20 protein-coding genes are annotated in these 19,713 nt (G+C 67.2%); 17 read left to right on the forward strand and 3 right to left on the reverse strand.

Annotated elements, in window-relative coordinates; translation table 11 throughout:
* Positions 1-4 precede the first annotated feature (4 nt).
* A complete protein-coding gene (locus tag ACFWPH_RS01100) occupies positions 5-1,540 on the reverse strand; it encodes a flavin-containing monooxygenase (protein ID WP_378747401.1) in 1,536 nt (511 codons plus the stop codon).
* A 227-nt stretch (positions 1,541-1,767) separates the two neighbouring features.
* A complete protein-coding gene (locus ACFWPH_RS01105; protein WP_378747402.1) occupies positions 1,768-2,649 on the reverse strand; it encodes a TIGR03621 family F420-dependent LLM class oxidoreductase in 882 nt (293 codons plus the stop codon).
* Between the two features lie 122 nt (positions 2,650-2,771).
* Here ACFWPH_RS01105 and ACFWPH_RS01110 point away from each other — a divergent pair, with 122 nt between their 5' ends.
* The 6 genes from ACFWPH_RS01110 to ACFWPH_RS01135 all read left to right on the forward strand — a co-directional run bounded on the left by ACFWPH_RS01110 (position 2,772) and on the right by ACFWPH_RS01135 (position 7,732).
* On the forward strand, positions 2,772-3,080 hold the full coding sequence (locus ACFWPH_RS01110) for a hypothetical protein (protein ID WP_378747403.1): 309 nt from the start codon (positions 2,772-2,774) through the stop codon (positions 3,078-3,080).
* Between the two features lie 309 nt (positions 3,081-3,389).
* Positions 3,390-3,782 (forward strand): DUF779 domain-containing protein, encoded by a 393-nt coding sequence (locus tag ACFWPH_RS01115; protein ID WP_378747404.1) that lies wholly within the window; start codon positions 3,390-3,392, stop codon positions 3,780-3,782.
* 192 nt (positions 3,783-3,974) lie between these two features.
* Positions 3,975-6,320, forward strand: coding sequence for a nitrate- and nitrite sensing domain-containing protein (locus tag ACFWPH_RS01120; protein ID WP_378747405.1), 2,346 nt, complete (start codon positions 3,975-3,977; stop codon positions 6,318-6,320).
* The gene (locus tag ACFWPH_RS01125; RefSeq protein WP_033241832.1) at positions 6,321-6,740 is read left to right on the forward strand and encodes a roadblock/LC7 domain-containing protein; all 420 of its coding nucleotides are present in this window, start codon (positions 6,321-6,323) and stop codon (positions 6,738-6,740) included. It abuts the gene before it with no gap.
* A 16-nt stretch (positions 6,741-6,756) separates the two neighbouring features.
* Positions 6,757-7,131, forward strand: a complete 375-nt coding sequence (locus ACFWPH_RS01130; RefSeq protein WP_033241831.1) for a DUF742 domain-containing protein — start codon at positions 6,757-6,759, stop codon at positions 7,129-7,131.
* Positions 7,112-7,732 carry an ATP/GTP-binding protein gene (locus ACFWPH_RS01135; RefSeq protein WP_051157594.1) on the forward strand — a complete coding sequence of 207 codons (621 nt, stop codon included), beginning with the start codon at positions 7,112-7,114 and terminating at the stop codon, positions 7,730-7,732. The genes ACFWPH_RS01130 and ACFWPH_RS01135 overlap by 20 nt, the downstream gene beginning before the upstream one ends.
* Before the next feature lie 110 nt (positions 7,733-7,842).
* Here ACFWPH_RS01135 and ACFWPH_RS01140 read toward each other — a convergent pair whose 3' ends face one another.
* Positions 7,843-8,247, reverse strand: a complete 405-nt coding sequence (locus ACFWPH_RS01140) for an NUDIX domain-containing protein (RefSeq protein WP_378747406.1) — start codon at positions 8,245-8,247, stop codon at positions 7,843-7,845.
* Positions 8,248-8,406: 159 nt separating this feature from the next.
* Here ACFWPH_RS01140 and ACFWPH_RS01145 point away from each other — a divergent pair, with 159 nt between their 5' ends.
* From ACFWPH_RS01145 to nuoK, 11 genes are all read left to right on the forward strand, one after another.
* A complete protein-coding gene (locus tag ACFWPH_RS01145) occupies positions 8,407-8,742 on the forward strand; it encodes a hypothetical protein (protein ID WP_378748202.1) in 336 nt (111 codons plus the stop codon).
* Positions 8,743-9,097: 355 nt separating this feature from the next.
* Positions 9,098-9,478 (forward strand): NADH-quinone oxidoreductase subunit A, encoded by a 381-nt coding sequence (locus tag ACFWPH_RS01150; protein WP_378747407.1) that lies wholly within the window; start codon positions 9,098-9,100, stop codon positions 9,476-9,478.
* Between the two features lie 70 nt (positions 9,479-9,548).
* On the forward strand, positions 9,549-10,103 hold the full coding sequence (locus tag ACFWPH_RS01155) for an NADH-quinone oxidoreductase subunit B family protein (RefSeq protein WP_062978395.1): 555 nt from the start codon (positions 9,549-9,551) through the stop codon (positions 10,101-10,103).
* Positions 10,100-10,825 (forward strand): NADH-quinone oxidoreductase subunit C, encoded by a 726-nt coding sequence (locus tag ACFWPH_RS01160; RefSeq protein ID WP_378747408.1) that lies wholly within the window; start codon positions 10,100-10,102, stop codon positions 10,823-10,825. The genes ACFWPH_RS01155 and ACFWPH_RS01160 overlap by 4 nt, the downstream gene beginning before the upstream one ends.
* Positions 10,825-12,207, forward strand: a complete 1,383-nt coding sequence (locus ACFWPH_RS01165; RefSeq protein ID WP_378747409.1) for an NADH-quinone oxidoreductase subunit D — start codon at positions 10,825-10,827, stop codon at positions 12,205-12,207. The genes ACFWPH_RS01160 and ACFWPH_RS01165 overlap by 1 nt, the downstream gene beginning before the upstream one ends.
* Positions 12,204-12,923 (forward strand): NADH-quinone oxidoreductase subunit NuoE, encoded by a 720-nt coding sequence (gene nuoE, locus ACFWPH_RS01170; protein ID WP_378747411.1) that lies wholly within the window; start codon positions 12,204-12,206, stop codon positions 12,921-12,923. The genes ACFWPH_RS01165 and nuoE overlap by 4 nt, the downstream gene beginning before the upstream one ends.
* Positions 12,920-14,248 carry an NADH-quinone oxidoreductase subunit NuoF gene (gene nuoF, locus ACFWPH_RS01175; RefSeq protein WP_378747412.1) on the forward strand — a complete coding sequence of 443 codons (1,329 nt, stop codon included), beginning with the start codon at positions 12,920-12,922 and terminating at the stop codon, positions 14,246-14,248. Before nuoE ends, nuoF begins: the two co-directional genes overlap by 4 nt.
* Positions 14,245-16,719 carry an NADH-quinone oxidoreductase subunit G gene (locus ACFWPH_RS01180; RefSeq protein ID WP_378747413.1) on the forward strand — a complete coding sequence of 825 codons (2,475 nt, stop codon included), beginning with the start codon at positions 14,245-14,247 and terminating at the stop codon, positions 16,717-16,719. The genes nuoF and ACFWPH_RS01180 overlap by 4 nt, the downstream gene beginning before the upstream one ends.
* Positions 16,712-18,523 carry an NADH-quinone oxidoreductase subunit NuoH gene (gene nuoH / locus ACFWPH_RS01185; RefSeq protein ID WP_378747415.1) on the forward strand — a complete coding sequence of 604 codons (1,812 nt, stop codon included), beginning with the start codon at positions 16,712-16,714 and terminating at the stop codon, positions 18,521-18,523. Before ACFWPH_RS01180 ends, nuoH begins: the two co-directional genes overlap by 8 nt.
* Positions 18,520-19,416 carry an NADH-quinone oxidoreductase subunit J gene (locus tag ACFWPH_RS01190; RefSeq protein ID WP_378747417.1) on the forward strand — a complete coding sequence of 299 codons (897 nt, stop codon included), beginning with the start codon at positions 18,520-18,522 and terminating at the stop codon, positions 19,414-19,416. The genes nuoH and ACFWPH_RS01190 overlap by 4 nt, the downstream gene beginning before the upstream one ends.
* Positions 19,413-19,712, forward strand: a complete 300-nt coding sequence (gene nuoK, locus ACFWPH_RS01195; protein ID WP_033241823.1) for an NADH-quinone oxidoreductase subunit NuoK — start codon at positions 19,413-19,415, stop codon at positions 19,710-19,712. The genes ACFWPH_RS01190 and nuoK overlap by 4 nt, the downstream gene beginning before the upstream one ends.
* Position 19,713 lies beyond the last annotated feature (1 nt).

The raw sequence follows: 19,713 nt of genomic DNA on the forward strand, positions 1-19,713 counted from the left end.
GGCTTCAGGCGGTGCGGGAGCCGATCAGCGGGAGCCGGTCCATGGCGGTGCGGGCGCGGGAACCGGTGGTCGACCGGCCGTTGCTGTCGGTGAAGGTCAGGATGCCATCCTCGATCGGGCTCTTACGCAGGTAGGCGCGGTCCCGGAAATAGCTGTTGACCACCTTCCACGGTCCGCCGGTGCCCTGTCGGGGCATCACCGCGTCGCCGCGCTGGATATAGCCGGAACTGAGCGCACCACCCATCACCGAGACTTCGGAGCGGTCGCCCTCGCGCGCGTTCACCAGGAACCGCGTGTAGCCGCGGTCCCGCATCCGGTTGAGCACCTTGCAGAAGTATTCCGCGGCGAGGTCGGCCTTCAGGGTCCACGAGGCGTTGGTGTAGCCGAGGACCATCAGCGCGTTCGGTACACCGTCGAGCAGCGAACCCTTGTACATGACCCGCTCCCGTGTCACCACCGGTTCCCCGTCGACTTCCAGGGTGGCGCCGCCCAGGATCTGGATGGTCAGGCCGGTGGCGGTGACGACGATATCGGCGTCGATCTCCGTGCCCGAGGTGAGGCGTATCCCGTTCTCGGTGAAGGTGTCGATGGTGTCGGTGACGATGGACGCCTGTCCGCGGCGCAGGGCTTTGAACAGGTCGCCGTCGGGTACCACGCACAGCCGCTGGTCCCAGGGCGCGTAGTCCGGGCTGAAATGCCGCATATCGATACCCGGTCCGACCGCCATCCGGACCCAGTTCAGGAACATTTTCCGGGCCAGGGCAGGTTGTTTGCGCGAGAGCTGATAGCTGGCCTGCTGGACGGCGATATTGCGTGCGCGACCGACCTGGTAGGTGAGGCCGGCCGGGGATTTGACCTTCGTGAGGCCGATCGCGACCGGATCGTCGGCCGGGATAGAGGCGATATAGGTGGGCGAACGCTGCAGCATCGTCACATGGCCGGCTTCGGCAACCATCGACGGCACCAGTGTGATGGCGGTGGCCCCGCTGCCGATCACCACGACTTTCTTGCCCCGGTAGTCGAGATCCTCCGGCCAGTGCTGGGTGTGGACGATCTGCCCGGTGAAGTTCTCTTCGCCGGGGAACGACGGCCGGTAGCCCTTGTCGTAGTCGTAGTAGCCGGTACAGCCGACCAGGAAGCCGGCGGTCCACAGTTCCTCGGCGCCGGTCGCTTCCGCTACGACCCGGACGGTCCACTGGTTGTCCGCGCTGGACCAGCTCGCGGAAATCACCTTCCGGCCGAAGTGGATATGCGGCGTGACCCCGTACTCGTCGGCGGTCTCCTCGAGATAGCGGCGGATAGCAGCGCCGTCGGCGAGCATCTTGGTGCCGCGCCAGGGCCGGAAACCGTAGCCGAAGGAGTACATATCGGAATCCGATCGGATCCCGGGGTAGCGGAACAGGTCCCAGGTTCCGCCGATGGCGGTCCGCCGTTCCAGGATCGCGTAGCTGCGCCCGGTGTTCTCCTTCTCCAGGTGACAGGCCACATCTATACCGGACAGACCGGCTCCGATGATCAGTACGTCGACATGCCGCGTCATTGCGTTCCTCGTCTGTTCGTGCCGGGTTCGTCGTCGATCATGACAGACGCACCTTTTACCTGTAACCGAGAGTAGCCGATATCAGTGGCGGTACCGGCAAGCCCCGTACATCGGGTCGAGAACTCCGCTGATTCCCCCGCCGCGACCTCGACCGACGTGATATTTACCTCAATTTTCCCTTCTCCTTATAAAGGGGTCGCCACCGGTACCGCAACGCCCCTCTCCGATCACCGGCATTCGGCGATGACCGGGGCGAAAGTCTCCAGGTCGGGTTCGAGCACGGTGATATAGCCGAACCCGAACCGGTCCCGGTTGACCCGCAACCGATCGGCGATCTCGCGGGGACTGCCCAGCAGCACCGTGGGCAACTCGTCCACCGCGGCCAGCACCTCGGGCTCCACTGCCGAACCGAACCTGTCGAGGAATTCGGCGCGCCGCCCGGCGGGCACCACCGACTGGACCAGGATGTTCAACTCCACCTCCGCGGCACGCTCCCCCAGCGCCGCGCGGACGAACCGCACGCGCTCATCGATTTCCCCCGGGCCGGCCAGCCGCAGCGGGCCCGCGCCCGTGGTCGCGGCCCCGGTCAACGCGACAACCGACGCGTAACGGGCGGCGAGCGTGAGCATCCGATCACCCCAGCCGCCGATCAGCAACGGCGGGCCGCCCGGCCGCATGGGCTGCGGTTCGTAGCCGGGATCCGCGAACAGGTCGTGCAAAGTCCGCACGGTCTGCTCGAGATACGCCACCCGGCTCGCACCGGTACCGAACGGGATACCGGCGGTTTCGAATTCGTCGCGCACGTACCCCGCGCCCAGACCCAGTTCCAGCCGTCCTTCGACGAACCGATCGGTCCCGGCGATCTCCCGGGCCAGCAACGCCGGGTTGTAGAAGGGCGCGTTCAGGACGAACGTGTTCAGGCGTACCCGTTCGGTGTTCTCGGCCGCCAGTACCAGCGCCGGAAACGGCGGCGCCATGCCCAGATGATCGGCTACGCCGATCACGTCGTACCCCAGTTCCTCGGCCCGGCGGCATTTGCGTACCCAGTCGTGGCGCGAATCCGGCACGACCATGTTGACGCCGAACCGGAATTCCCTCGGTGAGCTCATACCTTCTGCATACCCCGCGCGGGTTCACCGCGCCCCCTCCGCACCGGCGAGTCGGCAGACATAGGGTGGGTACACGTCCCGGGCAGGCGCGGCGCCGGTCCGAGCCACCAGGAGGATTGCCGATGAACGCCACGAAAGCCCGGTCCGGTCTGTTGATCGCGGCCGCCGCGCTCGCCTTGTCCGGGTGCACCGAGATCGAGCAGGCGCTGAACAAGGGCGGCGACACACCCTGCCGCGAGTACATCGCGCAGGACCAGGAAACCAAACGCGTCACCATCACCAAGTTCCTCGAGGAACAGCACGGTCAGGCGCCGACCGGTACGAATGTGGACCTGTCCATGGCCGCCGTCGACGGCCTGTGCACCGTCCAGGCCAATGCCGATACTCCCATCGAGCGGGCCGATCTGGCCGGCATCTTCATCCGGAAATAGCCGGCTACCGCGCCTTACCACGCCGGCGCCGGAGGATCGGGCGGCGGGCCACTCGCGCGCAACCATTTGCCCCATACCACAAGCATTTTCGCCGGACCACCCACGTCCCCTCGCCCCGGAAAACGGGATACGCAAGAATGTGTTCGCAAAAGTGCTGGCGAAGTAGCGATCCGGATACCGGGCAGCGGCGAGCCGGAATCGGTGCGCCCGGCCGGTGCCGGCGCCGGAGACTAGGTGCAAGGAGCGCGCAATGTTTCATCGGATCGGATCGGTAGCGCCGCGGTGCCGCGGTGTGGCGCGGAGTTCCTGATGGCGTATCGCAGCGACCGGGTGGCGGTAACCGACAGGGCCCGCAACGCGTTACGCGAATTGATCGAGCAGCACGGCCCCATCCTGCTCTACCTGCCCCACCACGATACGGGCGAACCGGCGCCGACCTGGCTGCCCATCCGCGATTTCCGGGCGGCCGAGGGCGATACCCTCTTCGGCCGGCTGGCCTGGCATACCGAACTGTGGATGAGCGAGCAGGCGTACACGTATTTCGAACGCGACCACCTGACCGTGGACGTCCCCACCGATACCGGGCCACCGCCGGACGGTGCCGAAGCCACCGCGGATACCGCGGTTTTCCTGCTGCGCGCCCGCCGGCTCAGCGCCGCCGAGGCCGCCGCTTTCGAGACCCGCAAACGTAACCGGGGCTGAATCGCCCGATCATCGCCTCCTCCGGGCGGGCGAGAATCCCGCCCGCCCGGACGGCCCTCGGCAGCCGCTGCCACACCCCTATCCCGGGGCAGGATCACGCGGTCTACACCGCTGCCGGTCGCGAGGTCGAAGGGAGTCCTGTTCAATGGGATCCGATGTGCCGGAAGCGGGTCGAAAGGTTACTTTGTGGCGATGTTCAGAGCGAGGCTCGGTGTCCGCGCCCGGATCCTGGCGATCGCGCTCATCCCGAGTTTGACCCTGTTGGTGGTCGGTGTGGGCGCGACCGGCTATCTGATCGACCAAGGCCAGCACGACCGCCAGGTGACCGAGGCGATGCGGGCGGCCTCCGGCCCTACCCGCACGGTGTACGAGATCGTTCAGAACGAACGCCGGCTCACGCTTGCCTACCTCGCCGGTGATTCCGCCGCGGCCGATGCGCTGGCCGCCGTACGACCCGACAGTGAACAGGCGCTGCGCGGCCTCCTCGACGCCTCCCAGGAGCTGCGCAACCTGCAACCCGACCAGATCACCGACGATGTCGGCTCGTTCGCCACGCTCATCCAGCAGCTGGGCAATATCCGGGGTGCCGTCGACAGCCGCGCGGTCTCCGCGGGGGATGCCTACACCTTCTACGCGCGCCTGCTCGACGCTCTCGCGGTCGGCGCGCAGATCTCGCAGTCCTTCGCGCCGGACGCGCATTCGGCCACCCAGCTCACTCTCGCCACCCGCATCATGCACATGCTCGAGGCCACCTCCCGCAGTCATGCACTGGCCGGAGCGGCACTGCGGTCCGGCAAGCCGGTGGCCCTGCCCGAGGAATACATCCAGCAGACCGGCTTCTACCACACCGAAACCGCGCTGCTGGCCCGCGAGCTCGCCCCGGAGCTCGGTGAACGGCTGAACACTCTGCTCAGCAGCCCGCAGTGGCAGCTGCTGACCCGCACCGAGAACACCCTCATTGCCCGCAGCCTCCCGAGCGCCGACGACGACTCCTCTGGTCTGCCGCCCGCCCAGTTCGCCGCGTGGCAGGACGCGGCCGACCATCTCGATCACGAGATGCTCGAACTCTGGGACGAGCAGAACCTGGTCATGCAGCAGGCCTCGCTGGACGCCGCGGCCCGCACCACGACGCAATCCCTGCTGATCGGGCTCGCCGTCCTGGTGATCTCCGCGGCGGCGTTCGGTATCTCCCTGGTGCTGGCCAACCGGTTCATCCACCGCCTGGTGCGGTTGCGCGACCATACGCTGGCCCTGGCCGACGAACGACTGCCGGATATGCTCGACCGGCTCCGCGCCGGGGAGGACGTCGATGATGCCGCGGCCGCCGCGAAACTCGATTTCGGTCACGACGAACTCGGTGCGGTGGCCACCGCGTTCGAGCATGCGCACGCGGTGGCCGTCACGGCCGCCGTCACCGAGGCCCGCAACCGGGAGGGCGTCAAATCGATCTTCCTGAATATCGCGCACCGCAGCCAGATCGTGGTGCACAAACAGCTCGAGATCCTCGACGAGGCCGAACGGCGCGAAGAAGATCCGGCGATGCTGGACGTCTTGTTCAAACTCGACCATCTCGCCACCCGCGAACGCCGTAATGCGGAGAACCTCATCGTGCTCGGCGGCGGGAAACCGGGCCGCCAGTGGCGCACCCCCGTACCGCTGGTCGATCTGGTGCGCAGCGCCGTCGGGGAAACCCAGGACTATCCACGGGTACGCCTGGCCCGGCTGCCCGAATTGCGGGTGGCGGGTAGCGCGGTCGGCGACCTCATCCATCTGCTCGCCGAACTCGTCGACAACGCGACCTCGTTCTCACCGCCGCAGTCGCGGGTCCAGGTGACGGGGTCGGTCATCGGCAAGGGGGTGGCCGTCGAGATCACCGATCAGGGTATGGGGATCCCCGCCGACACCCGCGACCGGCTCAACGAGATCCTGGAGAGCCCGCCCGATTTCGAGGTCGCCTCACTGCAGCGGGATTCGCGGCTGGGGATCTTCGTGGTCGCGCAGCTGGCCCACCGGCACGGTATCTCGGTACGTCTGTGGGAATCGGAGTACGGCGGTGTCCGTGCGGTCGTGATCATCCCGTCCGCCCTGCTCACCGACCCCGCGGAGGAAACCGCGCCGCTGACGGGGTTGACGCGACCGCCCGCCCCGGTCCCGCCGCCGGCACCCGAGGAACGCGCCGAAACCCCGGCGGCCACCCTCGTAGAGGACCGCCCGCGGCCCGCCGCCCGCCCCGATTCTGCGCCTGCGGATGCCGCGGCAGCGGAAACCGGCGCGACCACCGCCGAACCGGAGGTACTGCCCGACGGTCGTCCGGCTTTACCACGCCGCACCAGGCAGGCTAAAGTCGCACCGCGACCGGAAGATTCGGGCGCCCAGCAGGCCGCAACGGCGCGGCCGCGCTCGGCCGAACAAGCCCGAGATCTGATGGCGGCGATCGAGAACGGTACCCGGCAGGGCCGCAGGCCCCTGCCCGCCACGGATTCCGGCGCCGCGAACCCGGCGCCGGACGGCGCATCCCCGGATGAACAGGAAGGCTAAGTGTCAACTTCCACTCAAGGTGACCTGAACTGGCTGCTCGACGATCTCGTCGAGCGACTCGCGGGGGTCCGGCTGGCGGTCGTACTGTCCACCGACGGAATGCTGCTCGGCCACTCCTCGAAAATGGACCGCACCGAAGCAGAGCATTTCGCGGCGATGTCGTCGACCCTGCACGGGCTGGCCCGTAGCGCGGGCGCACGTTTCGAGGGCGGTAACGTCCGGCAGGCGGTGATCGAACTCGATCGGGCCGTCCTGTTCGTGACCTCCGCCGGCGATAACGCCTGTATCGCGGTCCAGGCCGCCGCGGACGCGAACCTCGGCATGGTGGCCTACGAGATGAACCTGACCGTACAGCGCGTCGGTACCCATCTCTCGACCAGTTCCCGCAGCGGAACCGGGGACCGACCACAGCAACCGTGAGAACAGCGATACGGCGATGACCGGTACACGGGATTCCTGGTTCGACGACGATGCCGGACCGCTGGTGCGGCCGTATGCGATCACCCGGGGCCGGACCGTCGGTGCCGGACACGATCTGGATATGCTCACCATCGTGGTCAGAGCTCGCGGAGCCCCGCCACTACGTCGTACCGAACCCGAATATCTCGATATCGTGCAGTTGTGCACGGAACCACAGACAGTGGCGGAGGTGGCAGCCGCCTTGAAACTGCCGCTGGCGGTGACCAAGATTCTCGTCGGAGATCTGATCGGTGACAGCCATCTGATCTTCCGGACTCCGGTGCAGATGGAGTCCGGACCCGGCGACTTCAACATATTGCGAGCGGTACTGGATGGAATCCGAAAAATTTGACCCTGCCCGGATCGACCCCGCGGCGCCGGCCCTGGCCGCGTCGGTCAAGGTCCTCATCGCCGGCGGCTTCGGCGTCGGTAAAACCACCATGGTGGCCTCGATCAGTGAGATTCCGCCGCTGCGGACCGAGGAGATGATCACCGAACTCAGTACCGGGATCGATGATCTGTCGGGTGTCGAATCCAAGACCACCACGACGGTGGCGCTGGACTTCGGCCGGATCACCATCGACAAGGATCTGGTGCTGTACCTGTTCGGCACGCCCGGTCAGGACCGTTTCTGGTTCCTGTGGGACGAATTGGCGCGGGGCGCGCTGGGTGCGGTGGTCCTGGCCGATACGCGCCGGCTCGGGAACTCTTTCGCCGCCATCGACTACTTCGAACGCCGCGGGCTGCCGTTCCTCGTGGCGGTCAACTGTTTCGACGGGGCACCGCGCTACACCGTGGACGAGGTCCGCGACGCCCTCGATCTCGACGGCTCGATGCCGGTGATGCTCTGCGATGCCCGTGATCGGGTATCGGCGAAGAATGTGCTGCTCAGCTTGATCGAGTATCTGATCGATCGGGCCACCCGGCCCGATCTGACAGCCAATCCCGGGTGATCCGCCGGCGGAGCCGCTCACCGGCTCCGCCCGAGCGCGTCGGGCCCGGAGGCGGTAGCGCAGCGTCACCACGCCGGTCGGCGCTCAGGCGCAACAGACACAGCACATACTCAGCGCAAGGTGCCCGCCTCGTGCAGTTCGTCGAACAGCAGCTGGTCCACCGGCGGTACATGCGGTCGGTCGGCGTAGCCGAACCAGGCGATTTCGGCGATTTCGCTGCTCGCGGTCAGCCGTCCCCGGTAGTCGGCGCGGTAGCAGCTCATCCGTACCCGGGCCGTACCGTCGACAGCCTCGTAGACGCCCACCGGTTCGACGGTTTCGGCGACCAGCGCGACGGTGAGCTCTTCGGCGATCTCGCGCACCAGGGTCTGTTCATCGGATTCGCCCGCTTCGCGCTTTCCGCCCGGTATGTAGAAGATCTCCTTACCCGCCGGGCGGGCACACAGAATCCGCCCGTCCACGATCAGCACCCAGGCAACCGTATCGATGAGCTCGCCGACCAATTCGTCCGTCACGCCGGCAGCTTAGACCAGCGCCGCGCGCGGACCATCTCGGCCAAGCTGCCCCCAACCGCGCGGTCGCGGACGTACCATGCGAACGTGGCCGATGCGAATCCTCCCGCCGTGCTGCGGGTCCTGGTCTACAGCAACGACGCCGACACCCGGAGTCAGGTGATGGTGGCGCTCGGGCGCCGCCCGCATCCGGACCTACCCCCGCTCGAGTACCTCGAGGTCGCCACCGCCCCGGTCGTACTGGAACGAATGGATGCCGGCGCGGCCGACCTCGCCGTTCTGGACGGTGAATCCGCACCGGTCGGCGGGATGGGTCTGGCCAAACAGCTCAAGGACGAGCTCGCCGAATGCCCGCCGCTGATCGTGCTCACCGGCCGTGCGGACGATGCGTGGCTGGCGAATTGGTCCCGCGCCGAGGCGGTCGCGTCCCATCCGATCGACCCACTGCGGCTCACCGAGCTCGTGGTCGACCTACTGCGCCGCCGTCCAGCCGCCTGAGCGCGTCAGCCCCGAAGGCGGTAGCGGAGCGTAACCACGTAGGGCCCGCGCTCAGGCACAACAGACACAGCCTTGGCCGATTAGGTTCATTCGCTCATAAATCTCAGTCCCGAATTCGATCAAACGGGTCCGTAAATCCTCCTTCTTCCTGCCGCGACAGTTGTAGGCTGTGCTGTAGCTCACATGAGCGCGGGAGATGAAATAACCCGCGACGCCGAAATCTGCCCCCAGCCCATTCTCGATTTCGGGGACGATCCGGCGGCGCGGGCCGTACCCATCGACCGCCCGGCCCCGTTCGCGGGCCCCGGGGCACAACCGCCGGGGCCCGGAGTTCGCAAGGAGGGGAAGCGCAGTCGTGAATACCGAACTGCCGATATTGATCCTCGGCGCGGTTGCCGCCGCGTTCGCGATCATCTCGGTCCTGATCGCCGGCCTCATCGGCCCGAAACGCTATAACCGCGCGAAACTACAAGCCTACGAATGCGGTATCGAACCGACCCCGCACGCGGTGGCCGGGGGCGCGGGAAGCACAACCGGACAACGATTTCCGGTGAAGTACTACCTCACCGCGATGCTTTTCATCATTTTCGATATCGAGATCGTGTTCCTCTACCCGTGGGCGGTCCATATCGATGCGCTCGGGGTGTTCGGCCTTGTCGCGATGGCACTGTTCATCGTCAACGTCTCGGTCGCCTACGCCTACGAATGGCGGCGCGGCGGCCTCGGCTGGGACTGAGCCGCGAACCTCCGATCAGCCGCGGCCCGCGTTCCGGCGCGGGCCCATAGCCCCCAGGGAGTAGTCGGATATGGGTTTGGAAGAGAAATTGCCCAGCGGTTTCGTACTCAGCACGGTCGAGGCCATGGCGGGGTACATGCGCAAGGGGTCGCTGTGGCCGGCCACGTTCGGCCTGGCCTGCTGCGCCATCGAGATGATGGCGACGGGGGGCGGCCGATTCGATTCGGCCCGTTTCGGTATGGAGGTTTTCCGGGCCTCGCCGCGGCAGGCCGATCTGATGATCGTCGCGGGGCGGGTCAGCCAAAAAATGGCGCCGGTGCTGCGACAGGTCTACGACCAGATGACCGAGCCGAAATGGGTACTGGCCATGGGCGTTTGCGCGTCCTCGGGCGGAATGTTCAACAACTACGCGATCGTGCAGGGCGTGGACCATGTGGTCCCGGTCGATATCTACCTGCCGGGCTGCCCCCCGCGACCGGAAATGCTGCTCAACGCGATCATCGCGCTGCACGACAAGATCCAGCACACCCCGATGGGGGTGAATCGCGCCGAAGCGATCCGGGCGGCGGAGCAGGCCGCCCTCGCCGCGACCCCGACGATCCGGATGGAGGGTTTGCTGCGATGAGCACCGACCGCCCCGAATCCACCGACAGCCGAGCCGTCGAACCGGAACAGCCCATCGGGCCCCACGACGAAGTGATCGGCCGCCGCCGCGGCATGTTCGGTATCTCCGGCAGCGGCGACACCTCCGGGTATGGGCGCCTCGTACACGAGATCGCCCTGCCGGGCGGCACTCCCCCACCCTATGGGGGCTATTTCGATACGATCGTCGACCTGCTGCGCACCGCACTGAACACCGGCGCCGGGTTCGATGCGGCAATCGAAAAAGTGGTCGTGGACCGCGACGAACTCACCCTGCATGTGCGCCGCGACCATCTGGTGGCGGTGGCGCTGGCGTTACGCGACGACCCCGCCCTGCGTTTCGAACTATGCCTCGGAGTGAGCGGCGTGCACTACCCCGACGAGGCGGGCCGCGAACTGCACGCTGTCTACCACCTGAACTCGATCACGCACGGCCGGCGGCTGCGCCTCGAGGTGGCGGCGCCCGATGCGGACCCGCATATTCCCTCGCTGTACCGCGTGTACCCGACATGCGACTGGCACGAACGGGAAACCTACGACTTCTTCGGTATCCGGTTCGACGGGCATCCCTCGCTGACCCGGATCACCATGCCCGACGACTGGCGCGGTCACCCACAGCGCAAGGACTACCCGCTCGGCGGGATACCGGTCGAATACAAGGGCGCGCGCATTCCGCCGCCCGATGAGCGGAGGGCCTACAGCTGATGAGTGAAATCGATATCCGGCCCGGTGTTTCCGGCGGGCCGGACCACGACGACTCCGGTATCGGTACCACCCCGGCCGCGCCGGGCACGGATCCCGAACAGTCGGTGGTGACGGTCGCAGGCCAGGATTGGGACGATGTCGCCGATGCGCTCCGCGGCGCCGGCGAGGAACGCATCGTCGTCAATATGGGACCGCAGCATCCGTCCACGCACGGCGTGCTGCGGCTCATCCTGGAGATCGAGGGCGAAACCGTGGTGGAGGCCCGCTGCGGAATCGGCTACCTGCACACCGGGATCGAGAAGAATCTGGAATTCCGGAACTGGGCCCAAGGCGTCACCTTCGTCACCCGGATGGACTATCTGTCCCCGTTCTACAACGAGACCGCCTTCTGCCTGGGCGTGGAACGCCTGCTCGGGATCACCGACGATATTCCCGAGCGCGCCACTGTGATCCGGGTGCTGCTCATGGAACTCAACCGCATCTCCTCACATCTGGTGGCGCTCGCCACGGGAGGTATGGAGCTCGGTGCGCTCACCCCGATGCTGTTCGGTTTCCGGGAGCGGGAACTGATCCTGGATGTTTTCGAGGCCATCACCGGCCTGCGGATGAATCACGCCTATATCCGGCCCGGCGGTATCGCCCAGGACCTCCCCGACGACGGGGTCACGAAGGTGCGGGAACTGCTGGAGCTCATGCCGAAACGGCTCCGCGATATGGAACATCTGCTCACCCATAATCCGATCTTCAAGGCCCGCACCGAGGGCATCGGCTACCTCGACCTCACCGGATGTATCGCCCTCGGTGTCACCGGACCGGTGCTGCGGTCCACCGGGCTCCCGCACGATCTGCGCAAGGCCATGCCCTACTGCGGATACGAGAACTACGAATTCGATATCCCCACCACCGATACCTGCGACTGCTACGCCCGCTACCTCATCCGGATCGAGGAGATGAAGGAATCGCTGAAGATCGCGGAACAGTGCCTGGACCGGCTGCGTCCCGGCCCGGTCATGGTCTCGGACAAGAAGATCGCCTGGCCGGCAGACCTCACCCTCGGCGAAGACGGACTCGGCAACTCACCTCGGCATATCGGCAAGATCATGGGCACCTCCATGGAGGGGCTCATCCACCATTTCAAACTGGTCACCGAGGGCATCCGGGTGCCGCCGGGACAGGTCTACGCGGCGGTGGAATCGCCGCGCGGGGAACTGGGGGTGCATATGGTCAGTGACGGCGGTACCCGGCCGTATCGCGTGCACTATCGCGATCCGTCCTTCACCAACCTGCAAGCCGTGGCGGCGATGTGCGAGGGCGGCATGGTCGCCGATGTGATCGCCGCCGTGGCCAGTATCGACCCGGTGATGGGCGGGGTGGACCGATGACCGAGATCCTGCTGCGCCTGAGCACGCGGCCGCAACCCTATCCGGACGAGGTCCGGGCCCGGCTGGAACCGGAGGCGAAAGAGATCGTCGGCCGGTACCCGCAACCGCGTTCGGCCCTGCTGCCGCTGCTGCACCTGGTGCAGTCGGAAGAGGGCTTCGTGAGCAGCACCGGTATCGATTTCTGTGCCGAACTGCTGGGCCTGACCGGCGCCGAGGTGACGGCGGTGGCCACCTTCTACTCCATGTACCGGCGCACTCCCACCGGTGATTACCACGTCGGTGTCTGCACGAATACGCTGTGCGCGGTTCTCGGCGGCGACGCCATCCTCGCCACACTGCGTGAGCATCTGGGTATCGCGCACGGCGAAACCACCGCGGACGGCAAGATCACCCTCGAGCACATCGAATGCAATGCCGCCTGCGATTACGCGCCGGTCGTCATGGTGAACTGGGAATTCTTCGACAACCGGACACCCGAATCGGCGAAGACCCTGGTCGATGATCTCCGCGACGGGCAACCGGTCCGGCCGACCCGGGGAGCGCCGCTGTGCACCTTCCGCGAGACCGCACGCGTACTGGCCGGATTCCCCGATACCCGCCCCGGCGTGCTGGACGGTGATCCGGGCGGTCCGACGCTGGCGGGTCTGGATATCGCGCGCGAGCAGGGGATGCGTGCCCCCGAGGTCCCGGAGACCGGTGAGGACGGTGCGCGATGACCTTGACTCCGGTGCTGAGCAGGTATTGGAATCTGCCGAACTCCTGGACGCTCGACACCTACCGCGCGCACCAGGGGTACGAGGCGCTGCCGATCGCGTTCGCCATGGCGCCCGACGAGGTCATCGCCACGGTCAAGGACGCCGGGCTGCGCGGCCGCGGCGGAGCCGGCTTCCCCACCGGGATGAAATGGGGTTTCATCCCGCAGGACCCGGAACCCGACGGCACAGTGAAACCGCACTATCTGGTGGTCAACGCCGACGAATCCGAGCCGGGCACCTGCAAGGACATACCCTTGATGCTCGCGTCCCCGCATTCGCTGATCGAAGGTGTGATCATCGCGGCCTACGCCATCCGGGCCGCGCATGCGTTCATCTATGTGCGCGGTGAGGTGGTGCCGGTGCTGCGCCGGTTGCAGGCCGCCGTCGCCGAGGCCTACGCCGCCGGGCTGCTGGGCACCGACATCCTGGGGTCGGGATACGATCTCGAACTCACCGTCCACGCGGGCGCCGGCGCCTATATCTGTGGTGAGGAAACCGCGCTCCTGGATTCGCTGGAGGGCCGCCGCGGCCAGCCCCGGCTGCGGCCGCCGTTTCCCGCCGTCGCCGGGCTCTACGCCAGTCCGACGGTCGTCAACAATGTCGAATCCATCGCCAGCGTGCCGCCGATTCTCCGGAACGGGCCGAGCTGGTTCCGTGCCATGGGCACCGAGAAATCGCCGGGTTTCACGCTGTACTCGTTGTCCGGGCACGTCACCCGGCCGGGTCAGTACGAAGCGCCCCTCGGGGTGACGCTGCGGGAACTGCTCGGCTACGCGGGTGGCGTCCGAGCAGGCCATCAGCTGAAGTTCTGGACCCCGGGCGGATCATCGACCCCGCTGTTCACCGCCGAACATCTCGACGTACCACTGGATTACGAAAATGTGACGGCGCACGGGTCGATGCTGGGCACCAAAGCGCTGCAGATCTTCGACGACACCACATGTGTGGTCCGGGCCGTCCTGCGCTGGACGGAGTTCTACGCGCACGAATCGTGCGGGAAATGCACGCCGTGCCGGGAGGGCACCTACTGGCTGGTGCAGCTGCTCACCCGGCTCGAAGCCGGCCTCGGCACCCCGGCCGATCTGGACAAACTCCTGGATATCGCCGACACCATCAACGGTAAATCGTTCTGCGCGCTCGGCGACGGCGCCGCCAGCCCGATCGTGTCCTCCATGAAGTACTTCCGCGACGAATACATCGCCCATCTGGAACGAGGTGGCTGCCCTTTCGACCCAGCACGCGCCACCGCCTGGGCCCCGACCGCGGCCGGAGAGGTAATCCGATGACAGCTACCGTCCGTTCCGATTCCGCCGATCTGCAGCCCGCCGACCTGGTCACCCTCACCATCGACGGCACCACGGTGAGCGTCCCGGCCGGAACGCTGCTCATCCGCGCCGCCGAGCTGATCGGGGTCCAGATTCCGCGATTCTGCGACCATCCGCTGCTCGCGCCCGTGGGCGCATGCCGGCAATGCCTGGTGGAAGTGGAGGGTCAGCGCAAACCGGTGGCCTCGTGCACCATGGCGGTCACCGAGGGCATGGTGGCCCGCACCCAGTTGAGTTCGCCGGCCGCGGAGAAGGCGCAGCAAGGTGTGATGGAACTGCTGCTGATCAACCATCCGCTGGACTGCCCGGTCTGCGATAAGGGCGGCGAATGCCCGCTGCAGAACCAGGCGATGTCGACCGGGCGTACCGAATCCCGGTTCGAAGGCGTCAAACGCACTTTCCCCAAACCGATTCCGCTGTCGAGTGCGGTACTGCTGGACCGGGAACGCTGTGTGCTGTGCGCGCGCTGCACCCGTTTCTCCCAGCAGATCGCCGGGGATCCGTTCATCGAACTACTCGATCGCGGCGCGCTGCAGCAGGTCGGCACCGCCGAGCACGCGCCACTCGACTCGTATTTCTCCGGGAACACCGTGCAGATCTGCCCGGTCGGTGCGCTCACCGGGACCAGTTACCGGTTCCGGGCCCGGCCCTTCGACCTGGTGTCCAGTCCCAGTGTCTGCGAACACTGCGCCTCGGGATGCGCGCAGCGCACCGATCACCGGCGCGGGAAGGTGATGCGCCGGTTGGCCGGTGACGACCCGCAGGTCAACGAGGAGTGGAACTGCGACAAGGGCCGGTGGGCTTTCGCCTACGCCACCGAACGGGACCGGATCACCACACCGCTGCTCCGTGGTCCCGACGGTGAACTGGCGCCCTGTTCGTGGTCGGAGGCCCTGGCCGCCGCTGCGCGTGGGCTGCGCGCCGGAGTGGGGAATGCGGCGGTACTGCCGGGTGGACGGGTCACCGAGGAGGAGGCCTACGCCTACGCGAAGTTCGCCCGGATGGTCCTGGGCACCAACGATCTCGATTTCCGCGCCCGCGCCCATTCCGCTGAGGAGGCCGAGTTCCTCGGTGCATGGGTCGCCGGCCGTCCCGACTCCGTCACCTACGACAGTCTCGACACCGCACCGGTGGTGCTGCTCGCGGATTTCGAACCCGAGGAGGAATCGCCCATCGTGTACCTGCGGCTGCGTAAGCAGGCGCGCACCCGGGCGCTGCCCATCTACTCCGTCGCTCCGTACGCCTCCCGCGGTCTGGAACGGATGTCGGGCATCCTGCTACCGACGGTGCCGGGTGCCGAAGCGCAGGCCCTCGCCGCTCTCGGCGGGCCCGCGCCCTCGGCCGAATCCGAGCAGGCTTCGGCAGACCTGGCGCGGCTGCTGCGCGAGCCCGGCGCAGTGATCCTGGCCGGCGAACGATTGGCCGCGGTCCCCGGGGCATTGTCGGCAGCGATCCGGCTGGCCGCCGATACCGGCGCCGCGCTCGCGTGGGTGCCGCGCCGGGCGGGCGAACGCGGCGCGGTGGAAGCGGGTGCGCTGCCGGGGCTGCTCCCGGGCGGCCGGCCCGTCACCGACCCCGAGGCCCGGCGTCAGGTCTGCCAGGTCTGGGACGTCGACGAATTACCGGCCGGGCCGGGGCGTGATATCGGCATGATCCTCGACGGCACCAGCCGGGTCGGCACCCTCGTCGTCGGCGGTGTCGAACTCGCCGACCTGCCCGATCCGGCCGCGGCCCGGGCCACGCTCGCCGGGGCGGATTTCGTGATCTCCCTGGAACAACGGCACAGTGAAGTGACCGCGTACGCCGATGTGGTGTTCCCGGTGGCGACGGCGATGGAGAAATCCGGTACCTACCGCACCTGGGAGGGCCGCCCGCGGCCGTTCGCCGCGGCGCTGACCGACAGCACGGTGCGCCGTACCGCGGCGCCGATGTCGGACCAGCGGGTACTGCACAGCCTCGCCGCGGAGATCGGTATACCGCTGGGCCTGCCCGATACCGCCGCCGCCCGCGCCGAACTCGACCGGCTCACCGGCTGGTCCGGAGCCACCACCGCTGCGCCCGCCTATCCGGTCGGCCGGGTGAGCACACCCCCGGCCGGGTCAGCGGTCCTGGCCGGCTGGCGGATGCTGCTCGACCGCGGCCGGCTCCAGGACGGTGAGCCGAATCTCGCGGGTATCGCCCGGGCACCGGTCGCCCGGATATCGGCGGCCACCGCCGCGGAAGCGGGCGTTGCCGACGGTGACCCGGTCACGGTCGGCACCGAAAAGGGCTCGGTCACTCTGCCGTCGGTGGTGACGCCCATGCCCGACAGGGTGGTGTGGCTGCCGATGAATTCACCCGGCTGCTCGGTGCATACCGATCTGGGCGCCGGACCGGGCAGCGTCGTCACGGTACGGCGCGCCGAACGGACGGAGGCATCCGACCATGACTGACCTGTCCCTTTTCGGCCTCGACCCGCTGTGGCTGGTCGCCGCCAAAGCCGTCGCCATTTTCGTGTTCCTGCTGCTGACCGTCCTGTTCGGGGTGCTGGTGGAACGCAAGGTCGTCGCCTGGATGCAGATGCGGGTGGGGCCGAACCGGGTCGGCCCCAAGGGTCTGCTGCAGAGCGCGGCCGACGGGGTGAAGATGGCGTTCAAGGAAGACATCGTCCCCGCGATCGTCGATAAGCCGATTTTCGTTCTCGCCCCGATCATCTCGGTGATCGCCGCCGTGATGGCCTTCGCGGTGATCCCGTTCGGGCCGGAGGTGTCGATCCTCGGGAACCCCACCGCACTCCAGCTCACCGACCTGCCCGTGGGTGTGCTCTACATCCTGGCGATCACCTCGATCGGGGTGTACGGAATCGTGCTGGCCGGCTGGGCCTCCGGTTCGACCTACCCGCTGCTGGGCGGCCTGCGCTCCACCGCCCAGGTGATCTCCTACGAGATCGCCATGGCGCTGTGTTTCGCGGCCGTGTTCCTGCTCGGCGGCACCATGGCGACCTCCGGCATCATCGCCGCCCAGCAGCCCACCTGGTATGTGTTCCTGCTGCTGCCGTCGTTCCTGATCTACTGCGTCTCCATGGTCGGCGAGACCAACCGCGCACCGTTCGACCTGCCCGAAGCCGAAGGCGAACTCGTCGGCGGTTTCCACACCGAGTACTCGTCACTGAAGTTCGCGATGTTCATGCTCGCCGAATACGTGAACATGGCGACGGTGTCCGCGCTGGCGACCACCCTGTTCCTGGGCGGCTGGCGTGCCCCGTTCCCGATCAATCTCTGGGAGGGCGCGAATTCGGGCTGGTGGCCGCTGCTCTGGTTCACCGCCAAGGTGTGGATGTTCCTGTTCGTCTTCATCTGGTTGCGCGGCACCCTGCCGCGACTGCGCTACGACCAGTTCATGAACCTCGGCTGGAAGCTGCTGATCCCGGCCTCGCTGGTGTGGGTGATGGTCGTGGCCACCGCCCGCGTTCTCGAGCTGGAAGGTTATGCGGCGGCCACGCCGATCCTGGTGATCGCCGGCCTGCTGGTGACTGCGCTGCTGGTCGGGTTGTTCCTGCGCGCCGGCCGCGTCCCCACCCCGGCTCCGGAGTTCCCGCCGGACGAGGAGATCGCCGCCACCACCGCGGGACAGCCGAGCGGTTCCGAGGTCTTCCTCGGCTTCCCGACCCCGCCGCTTCCCGAGCGGACCTCCACCATCACCTCCTCGCCCGGGCTCCTCGAACCGCTGGCCGGTTTCGCGGTCACCTTCGCCACCATGTTCAAGAAGCCCAATACCGAGTTCTACCCCGAGGAAAAGGTCCCCACCGCGCCGCGATATCACGGCCGGCACCAGCTCAATCGGCATCCGGACGGGCTGGAGAAATGCATCGGCTGCGAATTGTGCGCCTGGGCCTGCCCGGCCGACGCCATCTACGTCGAGGGCGCCGACAACACCGAAGAGGAACGCTTCTCCCCCGGTGAACGCTACGGCCAGGTGTATCAGATCAACTACCTGCGCTGTATCGGCTGCGGCCTGTGCATCGAGGCCTGCCCCACCCGGGCGCTCACGATGACCAACGACTACGAGCTCACCGACGACAACCGGGCCGACCTCATCTACGAGAAGGACCGGCTCCTCGCGCCCCTGGCACCGGATATGCAGGCCCCGCCACACCCCATGCAGCCGGGCAGCACGGAGGCCGATTACTACCTCGGCCGGGTACACGGCGATACGGAGCGCCCCGTCGCCGGCGCGGGACAAGGAGGCACCCGATGAGCCCCGCAACCGCGTTCGTGGCAGCCGCCCCCCTCACCGAGACGGGAACCGGCGAGGCCGTCCAGTTCTGGATCCTGGCACCGCTGGCGGTACTCGGTGCGCTGGGTATGGTTTTCGCGGCCAAGGCCGTACATTCGGCGATCTGCCTGGCCGCCACCATGATCAGCCTGGCGGTTTTCTACATCGCCCAGGATGCATTGTTCCTCGGTGTCGTCCAAATCGTCGTGTACACCGGCGCCGTCATGATGCTTTTCCTGTTCGTCCTCATGCTGGTGGGGGTGGACTCCGCGGAATCCCTGCGGGAAACCCTGCGCGGGCAACGTATTGCTGCCGCCGTGGTGGGGATCGGCTTCGGTATCCTGCTCTGCACCGGGATCGCGCACGGTATCCGGCGTTCCGATATCACCTTCCCCGCCACCGGTTTCCCCGGTCAGGACGCGATCGGCGCACTCGCCGAGTTGATCTTCGTGCGGTATGTGTGGGCGTTCGAGCTCACCGGAGCCCTGCTCATCGCCGCCACCATCGGCGCCATGCTGCTGGCGCACCGGGAACAGTTCGTCCCCACACTCGGCCAGCGCGAACTGTCCCGGCAGCGGTTCCGCGTTCCCGGGCACCGGCCCACACCGCTGCCGACGCCCGGTTTCTACGCCCGGCACAACGCCGTGGATATCCCCGCCCGGCTCCCGGACGGATCCTTCGAGGAACTGTCGGTCTCCACCATCCTGCGGCATCGCCGCACGCGGGCACTCACCGATGCGGCGATCCTGTCGGTCGGTGCACCGACCGCGGAACGTCCCGCCGGCGATACCGCGCCGCCCGGTACCGGAGAAACCCCGGCGCCCGGCGCCGGGCATCCCACAGCTCGCCCGGCCGACGAGGAAGGTACCCGGTGAATCCCGAGAACTATCTGTTCCTGTCCGCGCTGTTGTTCACCATCGGCGCCGCGGGAGTGTTGTTGCGCAGCAACGCCATCATCGTGTTCATGTGCATCGAGCTGATGCTCAACGCGGTCAATCTCGCGTTCGTGACCTTCGCCCGGATGCACGCGAACCTCGACGGTCAGGTCTTCGCCTTCTTCACGATGGTGGTCGCCGCGGCCGAGGTCGTGGTGGGACTGGCCATCATCATCACCATTTTCCGCGCCCGCCGCTCGACCTCGGTCGACGACGCCAACCTGCTGAAGTTCTGAT

It is taken from the genome of Nocardia sp. NPDC058499 (genome assembly GCF_042719915.1).
GTDB lineage: Bacteria > Actinomycetota > Actinomycetes > Mycobacteriales > Mycobacteriaceae > Nocardia.

What these genes read in the sequence shown, in the direction of transcription:
- ACFWPH_RS01165 (WP_378747409.1), top strand. Translation starts at nt 10,825, where the DNA reads ATGAGTGAAATCGATATCCGGCCCGGTGTTTCCGGCGGGCCGGACCAC.
- ACFWPH_RS01160 (WP_378747408.1), top strand. Translation starts at nt 10,100, where the DNA reads ATGAGCACCGACCGCCCCGAATCCACCGACAGCCGAGCCGTCGAACCG.
- ACFWPH_RS01120 (WP_378747405.1), top strand. Translation starts at nt 3,975, where the DNA reads ATGTTCAGAGCGAGGCTCGGTGTCCGCGCCCGGATCCTGGCGATCGCG.
- ACFWPH_RS01145 (WP_378748202.1), top strand. Translation starts at nt 8,407, where the DNA reads ATGGTGGCGCTCGGGCGCCGCCCGCATCCGGACCTACCCCCGCTCGAG.
- nuoH (WP_378747415.1), top strand. Translation starts at nt 16,712, where the DNA reads ATGACTGACCTGTCCCTTTTCGGCCTCGACCCGCTGTGGCTGGTCGCC.
- nuoE (WP_378747411.1), top strand. Translation starts at nt 12,204, where the DNA reads ATGACCGAGATCCTGCTGCGCCTGAGCACGCGGCCGCAACCCTATCCG.
- ACFWPH_RS01190 (WP_378747417.1), top strand. Translation starts at nt 18,520, where the DNA reads ATGAGCCCCGCAACCGCGTTCGTGGCAGCCGCCCCCCTCACCGAGACG.
- ACFWPH_RS01135 (WP_051157594.1), top strand. Translation starts at nt 7,112, where the DNA reads ATGGAATCCGAAAAATTTGACCCTGCCCGGATCGACCCCGCGGCGCCG.
- ACFWPH_RS01105 (WP_378747402.1), bottom strand. Translation starts at nt 2,649, where the DNA reads ATGAGCTCACCGAGGGAATTCCGGTTCGGCGTCAACATGGTCGTGCCG.
- ACFWPH_RS01110 (WP_378747403.1), top strand. Translation starts at nt 2,772, where the DNA reads ATGAACGCCACGAAAGCCCGGTCCGGTCTGTTGATCGCGGCCGCCGCG.
- nuoF (WP_378747412.1), top strand. Translation starts at nt 12,920, where the DNA reads ATGACCTTGACTCCGGTGCTGAGCAGGTATTGGAATCTGCCGAACTCC.
- ACFWPH_RS01115 (WP_378747404.1), top strand. Translation starts at nt 3,390, where the DNA reads ATGGCGTATCGCAGCGACCGGGTGGCGGTAACCGACAGGGCCCGCAAC.
- ACFWPH_RS01180 (WP_378747413.1), top strand. Translation starts at nt 14,245, where the DNA reads ATGACAGCTACCGTCCGTTCCGATTCCGCCGATCTGCAGCCCGCCGAC.
- ACFWPH_RS01100 (WP_378747401.1), bottom strand. Translation starts at nt 1,540, where the DNA reads ATGACGCGGCATGTCGACGTACTGATCATCGGAGCCGGTCTGTCCGGT.
- ACFWPH_RS01130 (WP_033241831.1), top strand. Translation starts at nt 6,757, where the DNA reads ATGACCGGTACACGGGATTCCTGGTTCGACGACGATGCCGGACCGCTG.
- ACFWPH_RS01155 (WP_062978395.1), top strand. Translation starts at nt 9,549, where the DNA reads ATGGGTTTGGAAGAGAAATTGCCCAGCGGTTTCGTACTCAGCACGGTC.